Here is a 20,476-nt window from a genome sequence, read left to right on the forward strand (position 1 = left end):
TGGAAGGTGGCTGAGCCGAAGGACGAGAAGGGGCACCGGCTGCTGTCGGGGTCGTTGATCGCGCTGCTGTGCCTGGCGCTGGGCCTCGCGCTGGTCACCCAGGTGCGCAGGACCCGCGCCGGGGACGCGCTCGCCGACCAGCGGCCGCAGGACCTGGTGGTGCTGCTCGACGGGCTGCGCCAGCGGGAAGCCGCGCTGCACAAGGAGATCGCCGACTCCGAGGCCACGCTGCGCAGGCTGCGGGAGAGCGGTCAGGGCTCCACCGCCGCGCTGGAGGAGGCCAGGCGCAGGGCCACCGCGCTCGGCGTGCTCGCGGGCACCGTCGCGGCGGCGGGGCCGGGCGTGCGGGTGGACATCACCGACCCACGCGGAAAGGTCGGCCCGGAGACGCTGCTGGACGCCGTGCAGGAGCTGCGGGCGGCCGGAGCCGAAGCGGTGCAGGTAGGGAGCGTGCGGACCGGCGTCGACTCCGCCTTCACCGGCTCGGCGGGGCGCCTCCGGCTGGACGGGACGGACCTGTCGGCGCCCTACGTGATCGTGGCCGTGGGGGACCCCCCTACGCTTGCCCAAGCGCTGAACATCCCCGGCGGCGTCGTGGACTCCGTGGAACGGGCCGGTGGTGGCTCCCGCCTCGCCCAGAGTGAACGTGTGGAGATCACCGCCTTGCGGCCCGAGCGGAGCCACAAATACGCTCGCCCGGCCGGTTGACAGTAGGAGAGCCGACTGGCACTGAGCCGGTTTGCGTACGGGACGGGAGGAGAACGCTCGGTGGTTCCCGAGGACTTGAGGTACACAGAGCAGCACGAGTGGGTTGCCCGCACGGGTGAGGACACGGTGCGGATCGGCATCACCGACTACGCCCAGAACCAGCTGGGTGACGTGGTCTTCGTCCAGCTGCCCGAGACCGGCAGGAAGGTCGCCGCGGAGGACGTCCTCGGCGAGGTCGAGTCCACCAAGAGCGTCTCGGACATCTACGCCCCGCTGGCCGGCGAGGTCGTCGCGGTGAACGAGGCCGTGGTGACCGCGCCGGAGACCATCAACACCGACGCCTTCGGCGACGGCTGGCTGGTGGAGCTCAGGCTGGAGGACCCGGCCGCGGTGGACGGCCTGCTCGACGCGGCCGGGTACCGTGGGAAGATCAACGAAGGCTGATCGGCGAAGCGTGATATCGATCTTTCGACGGCTGTTCGGCAAGCGGAGGAGCCAGGCCGGGCCTGCCACGGGCGGCACGGTAGGTTTGACCGACACTTCGCAGGATTCATCCAGGACGAGGAGAGCTCAGGTGAGCCAGAACGACGGGCCCGGCGGCGTCCCGCCGGAAGGCGCGGCCGAATCGACGTCGATCTTCCGAGCCGACTTCCTCGCCGACGTCGAGGGCGCCGAGGCAGCTCCCGCTCCCGCGCCGCCGGTCTCGGGCGTCGACGCCCTCCCGGCCGGTTCGGCGCTGCTGGTGGTCAAGCGCGGTCCCAACGCCGGTTCCCGGTTCCTGCTGGACCGGGACACCACCAGCGCCGGGCGGCACCCCGACAGCGACATCTTCCTCGACGACGTCACGGTCTCGCGCAGGCACGCGGAGTTCCGCCGCGAGGGCGCTGACTTCGTCGTGGTGGACGTCGGCAGCCTCAACGGCACCTACGTCAACAGGGCCCCGGTGGACACCGCGGTCCTGTCCAACGGCGACGAGGTGCAGATCGGCAAGTTCCGGCTCGTGTTCCTGACGGGCCCGAACAACTAGATGACGGCGGCGGCCGGACGGGCCAACAGCGGGGGTTCGAGCATCGGAGCGGTGCTCGCGCAGCTGCGGTCCGAGTTCCCGGAGGTGACGATCTCCAAGATCCGCTTCCTGGAGTCGGAGGGGCTGGTCCGGCCGGCGCGCACCTCCTCCGGCTACCGCCAGTTCGCCCGCTCCGACGTGGAGCGGCTGCGCTTCGTCCTCACCGCGCAACGGGATCACTACCTCCCGCTGAAGGTGATCAAGGAGCAGCTGGACGCGGCGGAGAACGCGGGGATGACCGGGTACGGCACCGATCCGGCGGCGGCGCAGCTGTCGGTGGTGCCCTCGGCGCCCTCCCGTCCGGAGCTGCCGGACATCAGCAGGCGCGCCAGGCTCACCAGGGAGGAGTTCCTGGAGGCCACCGGGGTCGACGAGCGGCTGCTCGGCGAGCTCGAACAGCACGGCCTGCTCCGCCCCGGCGCCGCCGGGTTCTACGAGCAGGACGCGGTGCCGATCGCGCGCACCGCCAAGGAACTGACGGGTTTCGGCATCGAGCCCAGGCACCTGCGGGCCTTCCGCTCCTCGGCCGACCGCGAGGTCGCGCTGCTGGAGCAGATCGTCGCTCCCGTTCTGCTGCAACGAGATCCGCGTGCTCGTGAGCGCGCGGAGGAAATACTGGACCGGCTCGCGGCGTTGTCGGTGTCGTTGCACGCCATGCTCGTCAAGGTCGGTCTGCGCGGCGTGGCCAAGGGCTGAGAAACGCGCGCGGCGTGCCAGCCGGATCGCGGGTAGCGTCGGCGCTGGTGGTACGAGATGCTCGGTAACGGCGAGGTTTTCCCACACGTGGAGAGCACTGGAGGAGGCGAGATCCGATGAGCGAGATGCGCGTCGTCGGGGTGCGGGTCGAACTGCCCCACAACCAGCCGATCCTGTTGCTGCGCGAGACCGAGGGGGATCGGTACCTGCCGATCTGGATCGGCTCGGTCGAGGCCACGGCGATCGCCTTGGAGCAGCAGGGGGTGCGGCCAGCGCGGCCGCTGACCCACGACCTGCTCAAGGACGTGATCGGGGCGCTCGGGCGGGAGCTGGAGCAGGTGCGGATCACCGACCTGCAGGAGGGCACCTTCTTCGCCGAGCTGGTCTTCGACGGCGACCTGCGGGTCTCCGCGCGGCCCAGCGACTCGGTGGCGCTGGCGCTGCGGATCGGGGTGCCGATCCACGCCGAGGAGTCCGTGCTCGCCGAGGCCGGTCTGGTCATCCCGGACGAGCAGGAGGACGAGGTGGAGAAGTTCCGCGAGTTCCTCGACAACGTCTCGCCGGAGGACTTCGCCGCCCCGGAGAGCTAGCCCCGCCCCTGAACTTTCGTCCCTGACCGCCTCGGGCCTGCAACGTGCAGATCCGGGGCGTTTTCTTGTGCGCGGCCGTTCCGCGCGTCGTGGGTGCTTCTTCGTGCTCGGCGGGTGAAGATGAGATGCCTACACCGGGTGACCTGAAGGCCCCCTCGCGCGTGCAATAGTCGCGCTGCATGTTTCATGTGAAGCTCGCGCGCCCTGGTGACGCCGTTCTGCCCTGCGGGGTGGGCGGGGACGTGCCAGGCTGGGCGTGTTCTTGTCGTCGCTCTCCGTGTTCGGAGCCGACCTCGCGAGGAGAACCCTCGACCTTGAGTTGAGGGTTCCTGTTGCCCGCGCGTCGCGTTGACCGCCCGCATGGCCGGTTCTACCGTCGAGTCCGAGCGAGTCCTTCCGGCGTGCACCGCCGGGAGGGTGCCGCGGCCGGCGGACCGAGGTGGATCGGTCCACACAGTCGGCGGCGCCGGTCCCCGGACCGGCCGAGGGGAGGCAGGCGTGGGCGAACAGGCGCCAATCCGGTTGAGCGCTGGCGAGCAGGGCGAGCTGTTCCCTGACATGTCCCTGCCTGACGAGATGGTCGGCTACCGGGGTCCGGCCGCGTGCCAGATCGCCGGGATCACCTATCGCCAGCTGGACTACTGGGCACGGACGGACCTCGTGGTCCCGACGATCCGCAGCGCGCACGGCTCCGGCAGTCAACGGCTGTACTCGTTCAAGGACATCCTGGTGCTCAAGGTGGTCAAGCGACTGCTGGACACCGGGGTCTCGCTGCAGAACATCAGGGTGGCCGTCGAGCACCTGCGCAGCCGCGGCGTGCAGGACCTGGCCAGGATCACGTTGTTCAGCGACGGCACCACCGTCTACGAGTGCACTTCGCCGGAGGAGGTCGTCGACCTGCTCCAAGGCGGCCAGGGCGTGTTCGGCATCGCGGTCAGCGGCGCCATGCGCGAGATCAGCGGCACCATCCACGCCTTCCCCGCCGAGCGCGCCGACGGCGGCGAGTGGGTCACCGAGACCCCCGACGAGCTCTCCCAACGCCGCGCCCGCCGCATCGGTTAGCAGCTGAATGACTCATTGAGGTACTTGAGCGCCCTCAATGACTCATTCAGCACGCTCAACGCCCTGAATGAGTCATTCAGGGCGTTCACCGGACCGAACGCGGCATTCGCTCGGGCGGGTCTTGAAAGTCGGAGTGCTCGTGTCGCGTCACAGTTGGGGCTGAGCGGTCAGGAACTCCAGGTAGGATTCGCGCGTAGTCGCTGATCCCACGCGGGAGAGACCGTGACCGGCCGGGCGCTTCACCGGGCGGGCAACGGCGCCGAAGGAGCAACTCCTCCCCGGAACCTCTCAGGCACCCAGGACCGCGTGGGCAGACGCCTCTGGAAAGCGGGCCGTCCCGGGAGTCCCAGTCCCGGCACAGCGCCCCGCCGACGGTGCAAGCCTGGAGCCCCGGGCGAAGCTCTCAGGCACCCGGGAACCGGGTACGGACAGAGGGGGAGGGCCCCACACCGGGCAGCAGCCCGGCCGCGCGCCCTGAACCCTTGCCGGAGGCGAGAGCATGACCCAGCCCACCCCCGACCGCATCCCGCTGGCCGCGCTGGAGCACGGCACCCCCTTCGCCGACCGCCACGTCGGTCCCCGGCCCGCCGAGCTGGCCAGGATGCTGGACGTGGTGGGCGTCGGCTCGCTGGAGGAGCTGGCCCAGCGCGCGGTGCCCGCGAGCATCCACGAGAAGGACCTGGCGCTGGCCCTGCCCGCCCCGGCGACCGAGGCCCAGGCGCTGGCCGAGCTGCGCGAGCTGGCCGGGCGCAACCGGCTGGCCGTGCAGATGATCGGCCTCGGCTACCACGGCACCATCACGCCGCCGGTGATCCGCCGCAACGTGCTGGAGAGCCCGGCCTGGTACACCGCGTACACGCCGTACCAGCCGGAGATCTCGCAGGGGCGGCTGGAGGCGCTGCTGAACTTCCAGACCATGGTCGCCGACCTGACCGGCATGGACGTGGCCAACGCGTCGATGCTGGACGAGGGCACGGCCGCGGCCGAGGCGATGACGCTGCTTCGCCGGGCGGGCCGCTCCAAGTCGGCGAAGTTCGTGGTGGACGCGGACACGCTGCCGCAGTCGCTCGCGGTGATCGAGACCCGCGCCGAGCCGCTGGGCATCGAGGTCGTGGTGGCCGACCTGTCGCAGGGCATCGAGGGGCTGGGCCTCGGCGGTGACTACTTCGGCGTGCTGTTGTCCTACCCCGGTGCCTCCGGCGTTGTCCGCGACCTCGGCCCGGTGATCGAGGAGGCGCACGCACAGGGCGCGCTCGTCGCGGTCTCGGCCGATCTGCTGGCGCTGACGCTGCTGCGCGCGCCGGGGGAGCAGGGCGCGGACGTGGTGGTCGGCACCTCGCAGCGCTTCGGCGTTCCGATGGGCTTCGGCGGGCCGCACGCGGGCTACATGGCCGTGCGCAAGGGCTTGGAGCGCCAGCTGCCCGGTCGTCTGGTCGGTGTGAGCGTGGACGCGGACGGCAACCCCGCCTACCGCCTCGCGTTGCAGACGCGTGAGCAGCACATCCGCCGTGAGAAGGCCACCAGCAACATCTGCACCGCGCAGGTGCTGCTCGCGGTGATCGCCTCGATGTACGCGGTCTACCACGGTCCGGACGGGCTGAAGACCATCGCGACGCGCGCGCACCGCATGGCGACCGTGCTCGCCGCCGGTCTGTGCGAGAACAACATCGACGTGGTGCACGGCGAGTTCTTCGACACCGTGCTGGCCAGCGTTCCCGGCCGCGCCGCCGAGATCGTCTCCACCGCGCGCGAGCTGGGCGTGAACCTGCGCCTCGTCGACGCCGACCACGTGGGCATCGCCTGCGACGAGACCACCTCGCGCGACCACCTGTCGTTGGTGTGGAAGGCTTTCGGCGTCGTCGTGTCCGATGTGGACGTCCTGGACGCCGACACCGCCGACGGCATTCCCGCCGAGCTGCGCCGGACCTCGGAGTACATGACCCACCCGGTGTTCCACACGCACCGGTCGGAGACCTCGCTGCTGCGCTACCTGCGCGCGCTGTCGGACAAGGACGTCGCGCTGGACCGCAGCATGATCCCGCTGGGCTCCTGCACCATGAAGCTCAACGCGACCGCGGAGATGGAGCCGATCACCTGGCCCGGCTTCGCCGACGTGCACCCGTTCGCGCCAGTCTCCGACGCCGACGGCTACCTCAGCCTGATCGGCGATCTCGAGGGCTGGCTGGCCGAGGTCACCGGCTACGACGCCGTGAGCCTCCAGCCGAACGCGGGCAGTCAGGGCGAGTTCGCCGGTCTGCTGGCGATCCGCGCCTACCACCGCAGTCAGGGCCAGGACGCGCGCGACATCTGCCTGATCCCCTCCAGCGCGCACGGCACCAACGCCGCGAGCGCGGTCATGGCGGGCATGCGGGTGATCGTGGTCCGCTGCGACGACAACGGCAACATCGACATGGACCACCTGCGGTCCACTGTGGACGAACACCGCGACGACCTGTCCGCGATCATGATCACCTACCCGTCCACCCACGGCGTGTACGAGGACACCGTGCGCGAGGTGTGCGCGCTGGTGCACGACGCCGGCGGCCAGGTGTACGTGGACGGCGCGAACCTCAACGCGCTGATCGGCTTGGCGCGCATGGGCAAGTTCGGCTCCGACGTCTCGCACCTGAACCTGCACAAGACCTTCTGCATCCCCCACGGCGGTGGCGGCCCCGGCGTCGGGCCGATCGGCGTGCGCGAGCACCTCGCGCCGTTCCTGCCCAACCACCCGCTCCAGCCCACCGCCGGTCCGGCCACCGGTGTCGGCCCGATCTCCGCGGCCCCGTGGGGAAGCGCGTCGATCCTGCCGATCTCCTGGGCCTACGTGCGGATGATGGGCGGCGACGGCCTGCGCAGGGCGACCCTGACCGCGGTCGCGGCGGCCAACTACGTCGCGCGGCGGCTGGACGAGCACTTCCCCGTGCTCTACACGGGCGAGGGCGGTTTCGTGGCCCACGAGTGCATCCTCGACCTGCGGCCGATCACCAAGGCCACCGGCGTGACCGTGGACGACGTGGCCAAGCGCCTCGCCGACTACGGCATGCACGCGCCCACGATGTCGTTCCCCGTCGCGGGCACGCTCATGGTCGAGCCCACCGAGAGCGAGGACCTGGCGGAGCTGGACCGCTTCTGCGACGCCATGATCTCCATCAAGGCGGAGATCGACAAGGTCGGTTCCGGCGAGTGGCCGGTGGAGGACAACCCGCTGCGCAACGCCCCGCACACCGCGGCGTGCCTGACCGGCGAGTGGCCGCACCCCTACACCCGGGCCGAGGCGGTCTACCCGGTCGGCACCGGCGCGCCGAAGATCTGGCCGCCGGTCCGGCGCATCGACGGCGCGAAGGGCGACCGCAACCTGGTCTGCTCCTGCCCGCCGCTGAGCGCCTACGGCGAGTAATACCTGGCTGGCTCATGTCGGGAGGGGCTACCCTGCCCGGCATGAGCTGGCGACATTGATCCAGAACTAGGGGTCCCCCGGGACCGCGGTCCTCCAGCGTCCGCGTCCCTTCTCCCGGGAAGACCCCATGACCGCACCCCCTTCACGCGCCCGCAGGCTCGCCGGCGTGTTGTACGCGTACATGTTCATGAGCAGCCTGGTGCTGCTGTACCCGGTGTACTCGCTGCTGTTCGTCGACACCGGGCTCTCGGTCGCCGAGATCTCGTCGCTGTTCATCGTCTGGTGCGTCGCCTCGATCGTGCTGGAGGTCCCCTCCGGTGCGTGGGCGGACACCTTCTCCCGCCGGTGGTTGCTCGCCATCGGCCCGCTGTGCGCCGGAGCCGGGTACGCGCTCTGGGTCGCTTTCCCGTCGTACTGGGCGTTCCTGCTCGGCTTCGTGCTGTGGGGGATCGAGAACGCGCTGACCTCCGGCTCGCTCGAAGCCCTGGTGTACGAGGAGCTGGACCGCGTCGGCGAGGCCGACCGCTACGCGCGCGTGATGGGCCGGGCGCGCGCGGCGAGCCAGGTCGCGATCGTGGTCGCGATGGGCGTCGCAGGGCCGGTTCTGGCGCTCGGAGGCTATGGAACCGTTGGTATCGCCAGTGTTCTGGCCTGCGTGGTGGCCGCGGCGATCGCGTTGTCGTTCCCGGAGAACCGGGTTCGCTCGAAGTCGGATTCGCAGGGGTACCTGACCACCCTGCGTTCGGGGCTGCGCGAGGCGCGGCTCGATCCAGTGGTCCGGTGGACGCTGCTGGTGCTGCCCTTCGTGATGGGCGTGTGGGACGCGCTGGAGGAGTACATTCCGTTGCTGGCGCTGGAGAAGGGCGTCGCCCCGACGATGGTTCCGTGGGTGATGATGCTCATCTGGCTCGGCGTGACCAGCGGCGGACTCCTTGCGCCCCTGGGGGAACGGTTCACCACGAAGGGCACCGCCGGGTTGCTCGCGGTGGGGGCGGTCGTGTCCGGCACCGGTTCGCTCGTGGGCTCCTTCAGTGGATTCTTCTTGCTGGCAGCGGGTTTCTGTGCTTTCCAGCTGGCGAGCGTCGTGCTCGGAGCGCGCTTGCAGGACAGTATCGCCGGTCCGGCTCGCGCCACGGTGACCTCGGTGGCGGGACTGGGAACGGGGGTGCTGACCGTGTTGCTCTACGGCGTCTACGCGGCGGCTTCGTCCGGGATGTCGCACGGGGCCGTGTTCGCGATGTTCGCCGTGCCGTACGTGGTGCTGGCCGTCGTCCTGGTGAAGGCACGGCGTTCTCCAGCCACGCCCGTGCCGTCATCAGATTCTTTGCGGTGACCGGCTCGGGATCTCTTGCCTAGATTCGGGTCATGTTGCGCAAAGGGACCAGTCCGTGCGGCAGCGTCAAGGTGGGCGCTGGGAAGAAGCTCACGATCCACCGTCCCAGCGGAGTGCCGCAGCGGCCGGTTTTCTCCGCCTACAAGGGAAGCACCTTCGTTGCCAGCACGTCCGTGCCCCTGACCGGCGGGTCATCTGGACCAATAGCGGGACGACGACCGTGACGGTGTCGCTCACCGTGCGGTCCTACGTGGAGGGGCCGGGGTCGGGCATCCCCGTGAAGGGGAACTACGAGATCGGGTGAGCCCAGCCGGACCGCGTCGGCCGTCGCCGAGGAACGACGGCCGACGCGTGCTCAGTACAGCTCCGCCCACGCTCGCTGGTAGGCGTCGATGAGCCACTTGTCGGCGAGCGCGGTGTCGGGCCGCTCGGGCAGGGGCGAGCCGGCGACCAGTCGATCCAGCTCGTCCTCCAGTCCGGCGGCGACCTCCACCGCCTCGGCGATCTCGTGCCTGCCCAGGCGCAGGTCCACCAGCCAGGTGCGCCAGGGCTCGGGAACCGGCAGCGTGATCCGGCCGGTCTCCAGCAGCTCGACGCCCTGGAGTCCCAGGCGCACCATGTGCATGGCGTGCTTGACCGCGCGGTCGCCGCTGACCATCTTCCCGCGCTGCGAGCGCAGGTAGCCGAGGAACTTGTGCCCGGCCTGGCGGGAGACGACCAGCTCCGGCCGGGCCCGCAGCTCCCGCCCGAGGTCGGTGATCCGCACGATCTCCTCCTCGGGTGCGAACAACGACAGCAGCACGGTCGGATTGCCTTGCAGGGCAAGGCGAAGCCACTTCCGCAGCGAGTAGACGACGAGGTCGAGATCGCCCGGCCCCGACCGGCTGCCCTCCGGCTGCGTGCGGAAGATGTACTGCTCGAAGCGGCGCAGCCCGATGACGTACTCGGGCGGCTCGACGCAGATGCCCATCTCGTCCCGGTCGTCGGTCCCGGCGATGGCGGTGCCGTGCAAGCCCGAGCCCACCTGGTTGAGCAGGATGGTGCCTTGCTCGGCGATGGCGGCGAATGCGGGGCTGCTGTGCTTCATGGCCCCAGTTGTACGCGCGGCACGCCGTCGCACGCAGCCGAATTTCGGCCGCCCTCAGCGGGATCAGGGGTTGGGAACGCCCGGGTTCTGCTGCCACCGCCCGGTCCTGGCCACACCCCTGATCCAGTCGGTGAAGGCGGAAACCTTGGTGTAGACGGCGGGTTTGCTCTGGTCGCCGCACACCACGCCCCAGGAGACCAGGCCCACCAGGTACATCCTGCCGGAGAACGCGGCCATCAGCGGACCGCCCGAGTCGCCCTTGCACACGTCCTTGCCGGGAGCCGCCGCGCAGGTCTGCACCCGGGAATCGAAGGTCAAGCGCAGCAAGGGGTACAGCCGCGTGCACAGGAACTCCTGGTTCAGCAGCGGCACTTCCAGCAGCTTGGTCGAGGCTTTCCCTTGGTAGGTGGTCATTCCCCAGCCCGCCGCGACCGCGGACAGGAAACCCGTTCCCGGCTTGGGCAGCGCGATCGTCTGGATGCGGCGGTCGGTCAGCGGGATCTCCTCGGCCAGCTCGACCATGCTGATGTCGTTGAGCAGCCTGCTGGCCTTGTTCTCCTTGGGGTCGACGTAGCCGGGGTGCTCGACCAGGCGCCGCACCGCCGCCGTGCGCACCGGTTGCCGCCAGTCGGTGGCGCCGAGCGCGATCACGACCCCCTCGGCCCGCCGCCCGTGCGTGCAGTGCGCCGCCGTGACGACCCACTTGCTGTTCACCAGGGAACCGCCGCAGAACTGGGTTCTCCTGCCCGCGTCGACGAGCGCCACCGTCCACGGGTAGCGGTTGGCCTTCACCTCGGAACCGCCGACGATGCGCGCCTGTTCGTCTGCGTGCGCGGCGGCGGGGCTGAGCAGGGCGGCGACCACGAGAGCCGCGGTCAGGAGGGTGCGCACCACGGGAAGCTCCTTTCCTGGCGGGACAGGGCGACTTCCCGACCGACCTAACCAAGGTTGAGCGGTGTGCGAGAGCCCTCTTGCCCGATCGCGTGTTTCTTTCGCCCGGCTGAGGGAAGTTTGCGAGGATGCCGTGATGGTGGAGTTCGCGGAGAAGCACCTCGTGTACTGCTGGATCGAGCGGGACGGTGCGGTGCTGTTCATCCGCCGCCGCGCCAAGGGCTTCCTCGGTGGCCGGTGGGAGCTGCCCGGCGGCACGGTGGAGCCCGGCGAGCCCGAGGAGGACGCCGCCGTTCGCGAGGCCGCCGAGGAGACCGGGCTGATCGTGAAGATCGTCGGCGAGCGCAGCAGGCACTCGTGGATGGACGTGGACGGCCGCCCGCTGCGCATCCACGCGCGGATCTTCGAGGTCGAGGACGACGGCGCCTCCGAGGTGGTGCTCAACCCCGACGAGCACGACAGCTGCGCGTGGCTGGCTCCTGGAAGGGCCGCCGAGCTGGACCTGGTCGACCACGTCAGGGCTTCGCTGCCGCGGGCCTGACGGGGGTGTTGCGCGCGGTGTTACGTTGCCCTGATGGATGATCACCCGGCAGTGACGATCTCCGTGCGGGGCACCGGGACCACGGACTGCCTCCGCTCGCTGCGGGGGTGGCTGGTGGAGACAGGAGAGCTGCGCGGGCCGCTGCACCTCGGCCACCAGCCCTGCGGCGCCAGCGGGCCCGAGGGCGTGGTGGACGTGCTGGTCGTCGCGACCGGCACCGAGCGGGAGAGCGCCGTGCTCGCCTCGGCCGTGCTGTCGTGGCTGCGGCACCGCGAGACCGGCGTGGATCTGCGGCTGGCCACCGCCGAGGGCGCCACCGTCGAGCTGCCCGCCGAGCGCGTCCGCTCCCTGGACGAGGACGGCGTGCGCGCCGAGTCCGCCCGCCTGGCCAGGGCGCTCGCTCCCGCCGTCCACTGAGGACGGTCCGCGAAAATCCCGTGACAGCGGCGCTCACCGCTGTCACCATCGTCGACGTGTTCACCACGGCCGTCCTCTCGACGCTGGCAGGCGCAGACCTGCTCGGCGCGCTGGCGGCCGTCTCCTCGGTGCTGGCAGGCGCCCGAAGCTGACCCTCCTCCCTTCTTCCAAGGACCACGGAGGAGGGTGTCGGCCCCCGCGAAACCCCGTTGCCGGGGCACGCGCGCGCCCAGGTTCTTGATCTCATGCCACGAGCCAGACCAGGGAAGAACACCATGAGCAAGCAGGAGCACGTCCGGTCCAAGCCCCACCTCAACATCGGCACGATGGGGCACGTCGACCACGGCAAGACCACGCTGACCGCCGCGATCACCAAGGTGCTCGCCGAGCGCGACGGCACCACCCGCCACATCGCCTTCGACAAGATCGACAAGGCGCCGGAGGAGATCGAGCGCGGTATCACCATCAACATCGCGCACGTCGAGTACGAGACCGCCACCAGGCACTACGCCCACGTGGACATGCCGGGCCACGCCGACTACGTGAAGAACATGATCACCGGCGCTGCCCAGCTGGACGGGGCGATCCTGGTGGTCTCCGCGCAGGACGGCACCATGCCCCAGACCAGGGAGCACGTGGTGCTGGCCAGGCGGATCGGGGTCTCGCACGTCGTGGTGGCGATGAACAAGGCCGACGCGGTGGAGGACCCGGAGCTGCTCGACCTGGTGGAGCTGGAGCTGCGCGAGCTGCTCACCACCTACGGCTTCCCCGGCGAGGAGGTCCCGGTCGTGCGGCTCTCCGCGCTGCGGGCGCTGGAGGGCGACCCGGAGTGGACGCCGAGCGTGGTCGAGCTGCTCGACGCCGTCGACCGCTACGTCCCGGAGCCCGTGCGGCACCTGGACCGGCCGTTCCTGATGCCGATCGAGAACATCCTGACCATCACCGGGCGCGGGACCGTGGTCACCGGCGCGGTGGAGCAGGGCGTGATCGGCGTCGGCGACGCGGTCGAGGTGGTCGGGCTCGGCCCCACGGTGAGCAGCGTGTGCACCGGTATCGAGACGTTCGGCAAGTCGCTGCCGAACGCCCAGGCCGGGGACAACGCGGCGCTGCTGCTGCGCGGGGTTCGCCGCGACGACGTCCGCCGGGGCCAGGTCGTGTGCCTGCCCGGCAGCATGCGGCCGCACACGCGGTTCCGGGCGAGCGTCTACTCGCTCTCCGCCGAGGAGGGCGGCAGGCGCACCCCGTTCGGCGCGCACTACCGGCCGCAGTTCCACTTCCGCACCAGTGACGTGGTTGGCGTGGTGGAGCTGGAGGAGGGGCGGTTCGTGCTGCCCGGCGACTCGGTGGAGTTCACCGTCGAGCTGGGCAAGCCGATCGCGATGAGCAAGGGGCTCGGCTTCGCGATCCGCGAGGGCAACAGGACCGTCGGCGCGGGCACCGTGCTGGAAGTCCTGTCCTGAGCCTGTGGTGGGGCGTCACCTTCTTCGGGGGCGCCCCACCTTCAGGCGGTGGGCGCAGGACCACGTCATCTCCACCAGGAGAGCGATCACGCTGAGGCTCAGGATGCCGTGGTGCCAACGCCATCCGACGCCGATCCCGATGAACGCGTCCACGATCACCGCTCCGCTGCCCACGGCCAGGAGCATCACCGTTCTCGGCACTCCGCGCGCGGCCGTGGTGATGGTGGCGAAGGCGATGCACGTGCCCAGCACGCCCGAGGGACAGACGAACCACTGCGCGGTGAGCGACTGCCGGAACGGGGGTTCGGCGTACTTGAAGATTGGTGAACCCCGGTTGTGGCGGTCGCTCACGGTGGGGAACCCCTTGGTGCTAGGGGGTCAGGCGGTGGAGGCGCGCCAGGTGGCGATGGTGGCTTCGACGTCGACCTGGCGGGTGCGCATGGGTGGGCCGATCTGGGGTGCCAGTTGGGCGGAGCGGATGCGGGTGTTGAGGTCGAGCAGAATGTCGCGCACGGCGTGCTCGGAGCGCTCCTTGGCGAGGCGGTGGGGCAGGTCCTCGACCTCCTTGGCCAGTGCGAGGGACGGCGGTAGCAACGCGGAGGTGTCGACGTTCTCCTTGCGGAGCTTCTCGGCCACCCATTCCATGGTTCCGCCGTGGCGCTGGGGGATCGGCTTGCCGTGGCCGGGGAGGTTGGACATCTCGCCGCGTTCCTCGGCCTCGCGCACCTGCTGGTCGATCCAGGACTCGAACGTGCTCCCGGTGGGCTTGCGCTTGGTCATGACGTCCCCCTTCGAGCCGTGCCGTTCTCCGGCTCCATCCTACGGAACGGCACGCGCACGGAGTCAGCCGTGAGCCGCGGGCTCCACGACCCGTACGGGCTCCTGCGCGCGTTGCTGTGCGCCGAGAACCGCGAACACCGCGAAGACGGTGGCGAGCACCAGTCCTCCGGCCGCGCCGAGCGTGAGCAGATCGGGTGCGAGCAGCGGCTGTCCGCGCAAGGCCTGCCACACCACGAGGGCGAAGAACCCGAGGTATGCCGTCGATCCAATGAGCACGAGGCGGGTTCGAACGTGCTCCGCACGCAGCAGTGCGACCTTTGTGGACAGTGCGGCGAGGCTGAAAGCCAACAGGGGTAACAGTTGTAACGCGTGCAGGCCGACGAAGTGGCCGACGCGGAGGTCGCCGCCGGTGGTGCTCCAGTTGGTCAGCGGCAGCCCCGGGCCACCGTCCGGAACGCCCACGCTGTGCCCGCCGATGACCGTTCCGGTCCCCGCGCGCAGGGCCGCGACCTGACCGGGCTGCGCGTTGAAGATCATGAGGAAACCGGAGAGCATGCCGAGCAGCGCGACCACGAGCCCGGCCCTGATCGCCATCGCCATCGGCCGCTCCAGGTGGTTGCGCAGCGACAGCTGGACGGAGAGCACCACGACGGCGATGAGCATCAGGTAGATGCTGCCCCCGAAGATCGGTTGCAGCACCTCGTTGATGCCGTCTTCCTGGTTGTAGTGGCTCAGTTTCGCGCGCGCCGCCTGGAACGCCACGATCGCGACGTCCACGCTCAGCGTCACGGCGATGGTCGTGCCCAGCCACCACCCCCATCGCCTGCCGCGTCGCTGCAAGGACAGCAGCCAGGCCAGGGTGCCCGCGTAGACCACCGACGAGATGCCGAACTTCAACGGCTTCAGCCACACCGGGGCGCCGGTGAGCGTCCGGTCGTCCACGAGCAGGCCTATCGCCGCGACCGCGGTCAGCCCGGCCATCGCCACAACCATGATCATCAGGGGTCGGTGCCAGCGCAACGCTGCCGCCACGACGCGCATCGGGGTCTCCCACGGGCTCGACAGGATCGGGACTTCCCCGATCCTGCGTCGCCGCCCCCGGGGAGCGCGCTGGTGAAAACCATCGAGCTTGGGTGGGGTTTACCCCAGGTCCGTACTGAGGAAAGCCGGATAGAGCGGCATCGAGGGCACGTCCCACCGCTCGGTCGCGGCCAGAAGCCGACGCATCGTCTCCGCCACAGCGGGCAGCTCAGGCACTTCGCCCGAAACCTCGCTGAGCAGGATTTCCCAGCGGTAGCGCAACAACTGGCGCAGGCTCGGCACCGGGCGCCGTGTTCGGTGCAGCGGCCTGTCCTCTTCGATCACGCGCGGGGTGAGCGCCGTGGTCGCGTCCACGGTCCACGCGAGCATTCCGAGCCGCATGCCCTCGCGCCACACCTCGTCGTCAAGCAGTTCGGCGTGGCCCTTCACGACCTCGGACCGGTAGGTGTCCTCGATGGAAGCCTGAATCCCTTGCGGGAGGCGAAAAACGCACCAGCACGAGGAGAACGGCATCCGCGTGTAGACGGCGTCCACGAACACCGAGTGGTATTCGGCGCCCTCGAAGTCCAGCATTCGCACGCGGTCCGGGAAGAGCAGGTTGTTGTCCGGACAGATGTCGCCGGGTGAGTAGACCGGGAACCGCGTCAGCTCAATAACCGGCGAGATCTCCGCCATCAGGCCGTCCGGTGCGGCCACACCGAGCGAGTCGAGCACAGCGGGAAGCCCGTCGACCGCTTTGTGAATCCAGTGGTCGATGTCCCACTGTTGTTCGCCGCGGTCGTACCGGGAGCGCAGGGCGGCGAACTCCTCCTCGCGGCCCACGGACTCGGCGGCGAGCCGCCCGTACGCGCGCGCCCACGCGAGAAGCGCTTCCCGTGCCTTGTCAGCGGAATCGCCTAGCAGTGCGTCGGCGAGGCTCGGTGCGGCGCCGAGGTCTTCCATGACCAGCAACGGGAAATCGGTGTCGACCGCGAGCAGCTTGGGGCCAGCACCCGCACCGAGCGCCAGACCCGCGGCCTCGGCTGTGAAGCAGCGCAACGCTTCCGGCTCGTCGCGGTACGCCTTGACGACCACGGACTCACCGTCGCCCGCCGTGCACCGGAGCACCGTGGAGCGCGGTGAACCGCCTAGATCGGTGGGCTCGGCCAGCGTCGTGTCCAGCAGGGCTGACGCCGCACGGAGAATCTCGTCTGTCACCGGTTCCCGGCCAGCAGTTGGCTCAGCGCGGGGTCCAGTGCCCTGCCGTTCGCCGCGACCGACACAGTGCCGCCGTGCGCACGCGCGATCTGGTTCAGCGGCGCCCTGTCCACGTCAGAACCGAACGCGATGAAGCTGATCGGCAGCGGCTTGTCGTCGTTGCGCAGCTTGCCCAGCTCGGTTTGCAGCTGCTGCAAGCTGATCCCGCCGTCGTTGGAGCCGTCGGTTACGACCACGATCCGGTTCGTCCTGCCCTGCTCGTAGTTCTCCATCGCGGAGCGGTAGACGGCCAGCACGCTGGTGTAGGTCTGCGTCGCGCTCGTCGGCTTGAGGCCGTTGATGGCGTCTACCAAAGCGGTTCGTTGCTGCGATACCGGTTTCGTCGGCGTGAGCTGCTTATAAGGCTTCGTACCGTCGAGCGAGCGGGAGAACTCCCACAAGCCGAACAGGCCGCCGACTGAGCGCTCCACCTGCCCGCGCAACGCCTTCTTCAGCCAGGACATCCGTGTCTGTCCGTCGCCGCCGTCTTGCGTCATCGAGCGGGACACGTCCACGAGCACTGTCACCGCCTGCGCGCCCGCGCCCGAGCTGGCCCACGCGGCGGAGATCTGCTGCGTGCTGTCCGCATCGGCAGGCTCCAAGGCTTCCGGCGTAGCGGCCCAACGGATGCCCGGCGCGGGGTTCGGCCGCTCTTGAGTGGAGCCGACGCGCACGCCCGACTGCTGCGCGAGCAGACGCTGCTGGTCCGGCTCCTTCAAGAAGTCGCTGAACCGCTGCGCGGCCCGCACCTGCACGTCGTCGGTCAGCTCACCGGCGAGCGCGACGAACGGGTAGTCGGCGGTCGGGGTCGGCCCGCCCACCTGCACCCCGGAAAGCACGCGCACGGGGCTCGCGGCGCCGTCCTTGCCCACGTTGCGGCGGTAGAGATCGGCCTCGACCACGGGGACCGCCTCGAACGGTGCCTTGGCCAGGTCCTCCACCTTGCCCAGCTCCACCAACGCTTCCAGCGTGGTCGACGCGGGCTTGGCGATGTTGGCCGTCGCCAACCGGTTCATCACGTCCTTGATCCGGTCGTCGGAGAGCATCTCCGTGGTGACCGGCCCCCTGCCCCTCGGGCTGGAGCCCGCCAGCGCGGACTGGATCGCCAGCGCGCTCGCCGGATTGCGCGCGGGGTCCGGGATGGTCAGCGTCAGCGCGCCCCACTCCGGCTTCTGGAAGCGGCTCCAGCCGTCGCCGGCGGCGGCCAGGTCCGGCAGGTCCGACCAGCGGAAGGAGCTCCCGGAGAGCATCGCGGCACCGGCCTGCTCGGGAACGGCGAGCAGCACGGGGCTGGTGGCGACGGAGGTGGGCGTGGAGCCCAGCAGCGCGGCGTTCGCGGCCTTCAGCTGATTCACCCACAGCGTGGACTCCGGCAGCCACGCCGACGGCGGCGGACCGACCTTGGCCTGGTCCCAGCCCTGGCTGAGGTTCTGCAGCGTCATGGCCGAGTCCATCGCCTGGACCTCGACCAGCACGCAGTGGTTGCGGATCACCGGGCGCTGCGCGGCCCACGCGGTCGCGGCCTGCTGCACCGGCTCGGCGATCGAGGGGGCCACGGCCACGCGCAGCGTCGCCTCGCCCTCGGGGCAGCCCTCGCTGCTGCTGGCCGCCCGCTCGTCGACGATGCCGCTGACGTAGTCCCAGGTGAACCAGCCCAGACCCAGCACGGCTACGACGGCGACAGCCACGATCGGCCACAGTGCCACCCCGCGCCGGGTTTTCAGCAGTTCCGCGCGGTGTCGACCCATCAGCGACGTCCCTTTCCAGCGCCTGGCTCGCGAATGCTCAACGTAGTCGGCGCCGGGCTACATCGCCCCGACAGAGAAGCCCGGTCGTCCAAGTCACGCTAACAGGTGAAGGCAGTTCGTCAAGAAATGTGACGCAGGGTGGACATAGTGTTACCGGACGGCTCCAACGGGGTAACGAAGGAGGCGCTGGCACAGCTCGATCAGCGCCTGGCGCAACGGCGCCGCGCGCTCGGCGAAGTCGGCCTGGGCCTTCACGTACTCCGCGCGCCCCTCCGGCGTCTCGATCCGCACCGGCGGGTATCCCAGCTCGGCGAGGTCGTAGGGGCTCGCGCGCATGTCGAGTTCTCGGACGTCCACGGCCAGCTCGAAGCAGTCCGTGACCAAGTCACTCGGCGTGAACGGCGCCAATTTGTAGCTCCAGCGAAATAAGTCCATGTTGGCGTGGAGACAGCCGGGCTGCTCTAAAGCGATCTGTGACTCACGGGTGGGCTGCATGGCATTGAGCGGCCGCGCGGGCTCGGTGAAGAACCTAAAGGCGTCGAAGTGACTGCACGCGACCCGCGAGCCCTCGACGACACTGTCTGTGCCGTTGTGCCCGAGGCGCAACGACCACCCGGTGTGGCGAACTTCCTCCGGAGTCGTGCGGTAGACCATCGCCCACTCATGCAGGCCGAAGCACCCTAAGCGCGGTGGGCGCGACGCGGTGGCGGTGAGCAGCGCGAGCACGAACTCCGCCGTGCGGCGCCGGGCGTCCGTGAACGTCGACAGGTCGAGCGCGACACCGTGCTCAGCAGCGGCGTAGCCGGCCCACTCCAGGTACTCGTTTGCACCCTCTAAGACGACATCGGGGCCCGGGTGCCACCGCTCCAGCCGCGAGGGGCGGAACGAGTAGTAGGTGAAGAGGAAGTCCAAGACGGGATGCTTGAGGCCCTTGATGCGTCGCTCACGGTGTCCCTGCGTCCACGGACTGACGCGCGCGAGATGCGCGTCACGGCGCGCACGCCACTCCGCTTCGCTCAACACCACGGTCATGCCGCACAGCGTATTAGTGCGACGCGATGCGGAATCCGCCGGTGACCGCCTCGGCCAGGTACAGGGACCGCTTCTTGCTCGCGTTCCACCGCGCGCGCAACGCGGAGGACAGGTCGGACACCGCGAAGTCCTTTGTCAGCGCACCGGAGGCCGCGAGCATGTGGATCGCCGAGTAGACCGACTCCGTGATGCTGGACAACGGAGCAGCCGTGGCACCGAACCGCTCGCGGTAGCGACGCAGGAAGTCCTTGTTGCGTTTGGAGTCCACTTCCTGGAAGTAGCCGAACGTCGCCCACACGCCACGCGATGCGTCTCCGCCGGTGAGCTCGCGCGTGGACTCGTCGTAGGCCATCGACAACGTCCGACACCGGTCGCGCAGCCCCGCACAGTGCGACTGTCGCTCGAACAGTGCCGAGTCCGAGCCCACGAACGTCGACACCACCACGTCCGCGCGGCTGGTGATGATGTCCTCAATGACATCGGAGAAGTCGCGCGTACCCATCGGCCTGTAGCACTCACCGGCCACTGCGCCGCCGAACCGCTCCACGAGCCCGCGCGCCGTCGCATTCATCACGCGCGGCCACACGTAGTCGTTGCCCGCGAGGAAGACATTGGTGCCGGTGCTTTTCATCAGTGCGGGGAGCGCTGTACTCAGTTGTGCCGACGGACGTTCGCCGAGTCGCACGACATTGGGGGAGTAGCGGCCACCTTCGTTGATCGGCGTGTGCACGAGCAGCACTCCGAGCCGCCGCGCAAGCCTTGCGATCACCGGGAACACCGCCGAGGTGCAGTTCGTGACCACCACTCGGCAGCCATCCACGCTCACCAGTCGCCGTAACTGCTCCGCGCCGACCTCAGGGACGCTGGCGTCGTCGCGCACAACCACCTGCACGCGGGCTCGACCGTCTGCGTTGACCTCATCGGCCGCCATCAGGGCCAACCGCTCCGTAGTGGCGCCGAAGATGCTCGCGGGGCCGGACTTGCTGACTAACACGCCGATTCGCACAGTGCCGGGCTCGACGCGCTCTTCGATCGGGTCGTAGCCGCGCTGCCGGAGGAGCCAGGTCACCGCGTCGCCCGGCACTTCGACACCTAATCGCACCGTTGTCCCGGAACCGTCCTTCGCGGGCAACATCGTGCAGCTCACCGTGCCCGGCCACGGCGTCTGCTGTTCGATCACGATGCGCCGTGGCGGATCAAGCAGGGCTATGCGGCCCGTGGCCTCGATGGTGGCGCTCGACGGATCAGCCGGGTTCACGGGGAGGTCGAAGCGCACGAGCCCACCCACGCACATCGCGCCGTAGTCGGCCCCGAAGAGCCAGCCCGCCGAATCGTCGCTGCCCAGCAGGGCGAACACGTCCCGGGGGAGCAGGGGCACGTATCGCTGCTGA

General features: G+C 69.7%; 21 protein-coding genes and 1 riboswitch. Of the genes, 12 read left to right on the top strand and 9 right to left on the bottom strand.

The genetic code is table 11. The annotated features are described in order from the left end of the window. Positions 1 to 6 precede the first annotated feature (6 nt). The 8 genes from ABD798_RS36280 to ABD798_RS36315 all read left to right on the top strand — a co-directional run bounded on the left by ABD798_RS36280 (position 7) and on the right by ABD798_RS36315 (position 8,852). Complete coding sequence (locus ABD798_RS36280; protein ID WP_344885905.1) at positions 7 to 708, top strand: DUF881 domain-containing protein; 702 nt, start codon at positions 7 to 9, stop codon at positions 706 to 708. A gap of 60 nt (positions 709 to 768) precedes the next feature. Further along, positions 769 to 1,152, top strand: coding sequence for a glycine cleavage system protein GcvH (gene gcvH / locus ABD798_RS36285; RefSeq protein WP_344885908.1), 384 nt, complete (start codon positions 769 to 771; stop codon positions 1,150 to 1,152). A 130-nt stretch (positions 1,153 to 1,282) separates the two neighbouring features. Next, positions 1,283 to 1,735: a glycogen accumulation regulator GarA gene (gene garA, locus ABD798_RS36290; protein ID WP_344885911.1), complete on the top strand. Its 453-nt coding sequence runs from the start codon at positions 1,283 to 1,285 to the stop codon at positions 1,733 to 1,735. Then, entirely contained in the window at positions 1,736 to 2,470 is a 735-nt protein-coding gene (gene ftsR, locus ABD798_RS36295; protein ID WP_344885914.1) for a transcriptional regulator FtsR, read from the top strand. Between the two features lie 116 nt (positions 2,471 to 2,586). Next, complete coding sequence (locus ABD798_RS36300) at positions 2,587 to 3,060, top strand: bifunctional nuclease family protein (protein WP_030429529.1); 474 nt, start codon at positions 2,587 to 2,589, stop codon at positions 3,058 to 3,060. 558 nt (positions 3,061 to 3,618) lie between these two features. Then, the gene (locus tag ABD798_RS36305; RefSeq protein WP_425549331.1) at positions 3,619 to 4,122 is read left to right on the top strand and encodes a MerR family transcriptional regulator; all 504 of its coding nucleotides are present in this window, start codon (positions 3,619 to 3,621) and stop codon (positions 4,120 to 4,122) included. A gap of 201 nt (positions 4,123 to 4,323) precedes the next feature. Then, a riboswitch (glycine riboswitch) is annotated at positions 4,324 to 4,437 on the top strand. Between the two features lie 184 nt (positions 4,438 to 4,621). Then, a complete protein-coding gene (gene gcvP / locus ABD798_RS36310; protein ID WP_344885924.1) occupies positions 4,622 to 7,519 on the top strand; it encodes an aminomethyl-transferring glycine dehydrogenase in 2,898 nt (965 codons plus the stop codon). 127 nt (positions 7,520 to 7,646) lie between these two features. Further along, the gene (locus tag ABD798_RS36315; protein WP_344885927.1) at positions 7,647 to 8,852 is read left to right on the top strand and encodes an MFS transporter; all 1,206 of its coding nucleotides are present in this window, start codon (positions 7,647 to 7,649) and stop codon (positions 8,850 to 8,852) included. Positions 8,853 to 9,207: 355 nt separating this feature from the next. Here the strand turns inward: ABD798_RS36315 and ABD798_RS36320 are convergent, their stop codons facing one another. Further along, positions 9,208 to 9,939 carry a nucleotidyltransferase domain-containing protein gene (locus tag ABD798_RS36320; RefSeq protein ID WP_344885930.1) on the bottom strand — a complete coding sequence of 244 codons (732 nt, stop codon included), beginning with the start codon at positions 9,937 to 9,939 and terminating at the stop codon, positions 9,208 to 9,210. Between the two features lie 63 nt (positions 9,940 to 10,002). Beyond that, the gene (locus tag ABD798_RS36325) at positions 10,003 to 10,833 is read right to left on the bottom strand and encodes a serine protease (RefSeq protein WP_344885933.1); all 831 of its coding nucleotides are present in this window, start codon (positions 10,831 to 10,833) and stop codon (positions 10,003 to 10,005) included. Between the two features lie 133 nt (positions 10,834 to 10,966). On the opposite strand from ABD798_RS36325, the gene ABD798_RS36330 reads away from it, so the two are divergent. From ABD798_RS36330 to tuf, 4 genes are all read left to right on the top strand, one after another. Further along, complete coding sequence (locus ABD798_RS36330) at positions 10,967 to 11,371, top strand: NUDIX hydrolase (RefSeq protein WP_344885936.1); 405 nt, start codon at positions 10,967 to 10,969, stop codon at positions 11,369 to 11,371. A gap of 33 nt (positions 11,372 to 11,404) precedes the next feature. Beyond that, entirely contained in the window at positions 11,405 to 11,788 is a 384-nt protein-coding gene (locus ABD798_RS36335; protein WP_344885939.1) for an effector-associated constant component EACC1, read from the top strand. A 20-nt stretch (positions 11,789 to 11,808) separates the two neighbouring features. After that, complete coding sequence (locus ABD798_RS36340; RefSeq protein ID WP_344885942.1) at positions 11,809 to 11,940, top strand: hypothetical protein; 132 nt, start codon at positions 11,809 to 11,811, stop codon at positions 11,938 to 11,940. A 123-nt stretch (positions 11,941 to 12,063) separates the two neighbouring features. Continuing rightward, on the top strand, positions 12,064 to 13,248 hold the full coding sequence (tuf, locus tag ABD798_RS36345; protein ID WP_344885945.1) for an elongation factor Tu: 1,185 nt from the start codon (positions 12,064 to 12,066) through the stop codon (positions 13,246 to 13,248). A 15-nt stretch (positions 13,249 to 13,263) separates the two neighbouring features. On the opposite strand, the gene ABD798_RS36350 is transcribed toward tuf, so the two are convergent. From ABD798_RS36350 to ABD798_RS36380, 7 genes are all read right to left on the bottom strand, one after another. Then, positions 13,264 to 13,599 carry a hypothetical protein gene (locus ABD798_RS36350; RefSeq protein WP_344885948.1) on the bottom strand — a complete coding sequence of 112 codons (336 nt, stop codon included), beginning with the start codon at positions 13,597 to 13,599 and terminating at the stop codon, positions 13,264 to 13,266. Between the two features lie 27 nt (positions 13,600 to 13,626). Further along, a complete protein-coding gene (locus ABD798_RS36355; RefSeq protein WP_344885951.1) occupies positions 13,627 to 14,028 on the bottom strand; it encodes a DnaJ family domain-containing protein in 402 nt (133 codons plus the stop codon). A gap of 63 nt (positions 14,029 to 14,091) precedes the next feature. After that, complete coding sequence (locus tag ABD798_RS36360; protein WP_344885954.1) at positions 14,092 to 15,069, bottom strand: hypothetical protein; 978 nt, start codon at positions 15,067 to 15,069, stop codon at positions 14,092 to 14,094. A gap of 99 nt (positions 15,070 to 15,168) precedes the next feature. Further along, positions 15,169 to 16,266 carry a hypothetical protein gene (locus tag ABD798_RS36365; protein ID WP_344885957.1) on the bottom strand — a complete coding sequence of 366 codons (1,098 nt, stop codon included), beginning with the start codon at positions 16,264 to 16,266 and terminating at the stop codon, positions 15,169 to 15,171. Beyond that, a complete protein-coding gene (locus tag ABD798_RS36370) occupies positions 16,263 to 18,053 on the bottom strand; it encodes a substrate-binding domain-containing protein (RefSeq protein WP_344885960.1) in 1,791 nt (596 codons plus the stop codon). Before ABD798_RS36370 ends, ABD798_RS36365 begins: the two co-directional genes overlap by 4 nt. Before the next feature lie 150 nt (positions 18,054 to 18,203). Beyond that, positions 18,204 to 19,085, bottom strand: a complete 882-nt coding sequence (locus ABD798_RS36375; protein WP_344885963.1) for a 3-methyladenine DNA glycosylase — start codon at positions 19,083 to 19,085, stop codon at positions 18,204 to 18,206. A gap of 13 nt (positions 19,086 to 19,098) precedes the next feature. Then, positions 19,099 to 20,463 (bottom strand): substrate-binding protein, encoded by a 1,365-nt coding sequence (locus tag ABD798_RS36380; protein ID WP_344885966.1) that lies wholly within the window; start codon positions 20,461 to 20,463, stop codon positions 19,099 to 19,101. Positions 20,464 to 20,476: the final 13 nt, after the last annotated feature.

This window comes from Allokutzneria multivorans (assembly GCF_039537405.1).
Taxonomy (GTDB): Bacteria; Actinomycetota; Actinomycetes; order Mycobacteriales; family Pseudonocardiaceae; genus Allokutzneria; species Allokutzneria multivorans.

Bases quoted from the DNA above. Each gene is read 5' to 3' on its own strand.
- ftsR (WP_344885914.1), top strand. From the start codon at position 1,736: ATGACGGCGGCGGCCGGACGGGCCAACAGCGGGGGTTCGAGCATCGGA.
- ABD798_RS36300 (WP_030429529.1), top strand. From the start codon at position 2,587: ATGAGCGAGATGCGCGTCGTCGGGGTGCGGGTCGAACTGCCCCACAAC.
- ABD798_RS36305 (WP_425549331.1), top strand. From the start codon at position 3,619: ATGTCCCTGCCTGACGAGATGGTCGGCTACCGGGGTCCGGCCGCGTGC.
- gcvP (WP_344885924.1), top strand. From the start codon at position 4,622: ATGACCCAGCCCACCCCCGACCGCATCCCGCTGGCCGCGCTGGAGCAC.
- ABD798_RS36315 (WP_344885927.1), top strand. From the start codon at position 7,647: ATGACCGCACCCCCTTCACGCGCCCGCAGGCTCGCCGGCGTGTTGTAC.
- ABD798_RS36320 (WP_344885930.1), bottom strand. From the start codon at position 9,939: ATGAAGCACAGCAGCCCCGCATTCGCCGCCATCGCCGAGCAAGGCACC.
- ABD798_RS36330 (WP_344885936.1), top strand. From the start codon at position 10,967: ATGGTGGAGTTCGCGGAGAAGCACCTCGTGTACTGCTGGATCGAGCGG.
- ABD798_RS36335 (WP_344885939.1), top strand. From the start codon at position 11,405: ATGGATGATCACCCGGCAGTGACGATCTCCGTGCGGGGCACCGGGACC.
- tuf (WP_344885945.1), top strand. From the start codon at position 12,064: ATGAGCAAGCAGGAGCACGTCCGGTCCAAGCCCCACCTCAACATCGGC.
- ABD798_RS36355 (WP_344885951.1), bottom strand. From the start codon at position 14,028: ATGACCAAGCGCAAGCCCACCGGGAGCACGTTCGAGTCCTGGATCGAC.
- ABD798_RS36360 (WP_344885954.1), bottom strand. From the start codon at position 15,069: ATGCGCGTCGTGGCGGCAGCGTTGCGCTGGCACCGACCCCTGATGATC.
- ABD798_RS36370 (WP_344885960.1), bottom strand. From the start codon at position 18,053: ATGGGTCGACACCGCGCGGAACTGCTGAAAACCCGGCGCGGGGTGGCA.
- ABD798_RS36375 (WP_344885963.1), bottom strand. From the start codon at position 19,085: ATGACCGTGGTGTTGAGCGAAGCGGAGTGGCGTGCGCGCCGTGACGCG.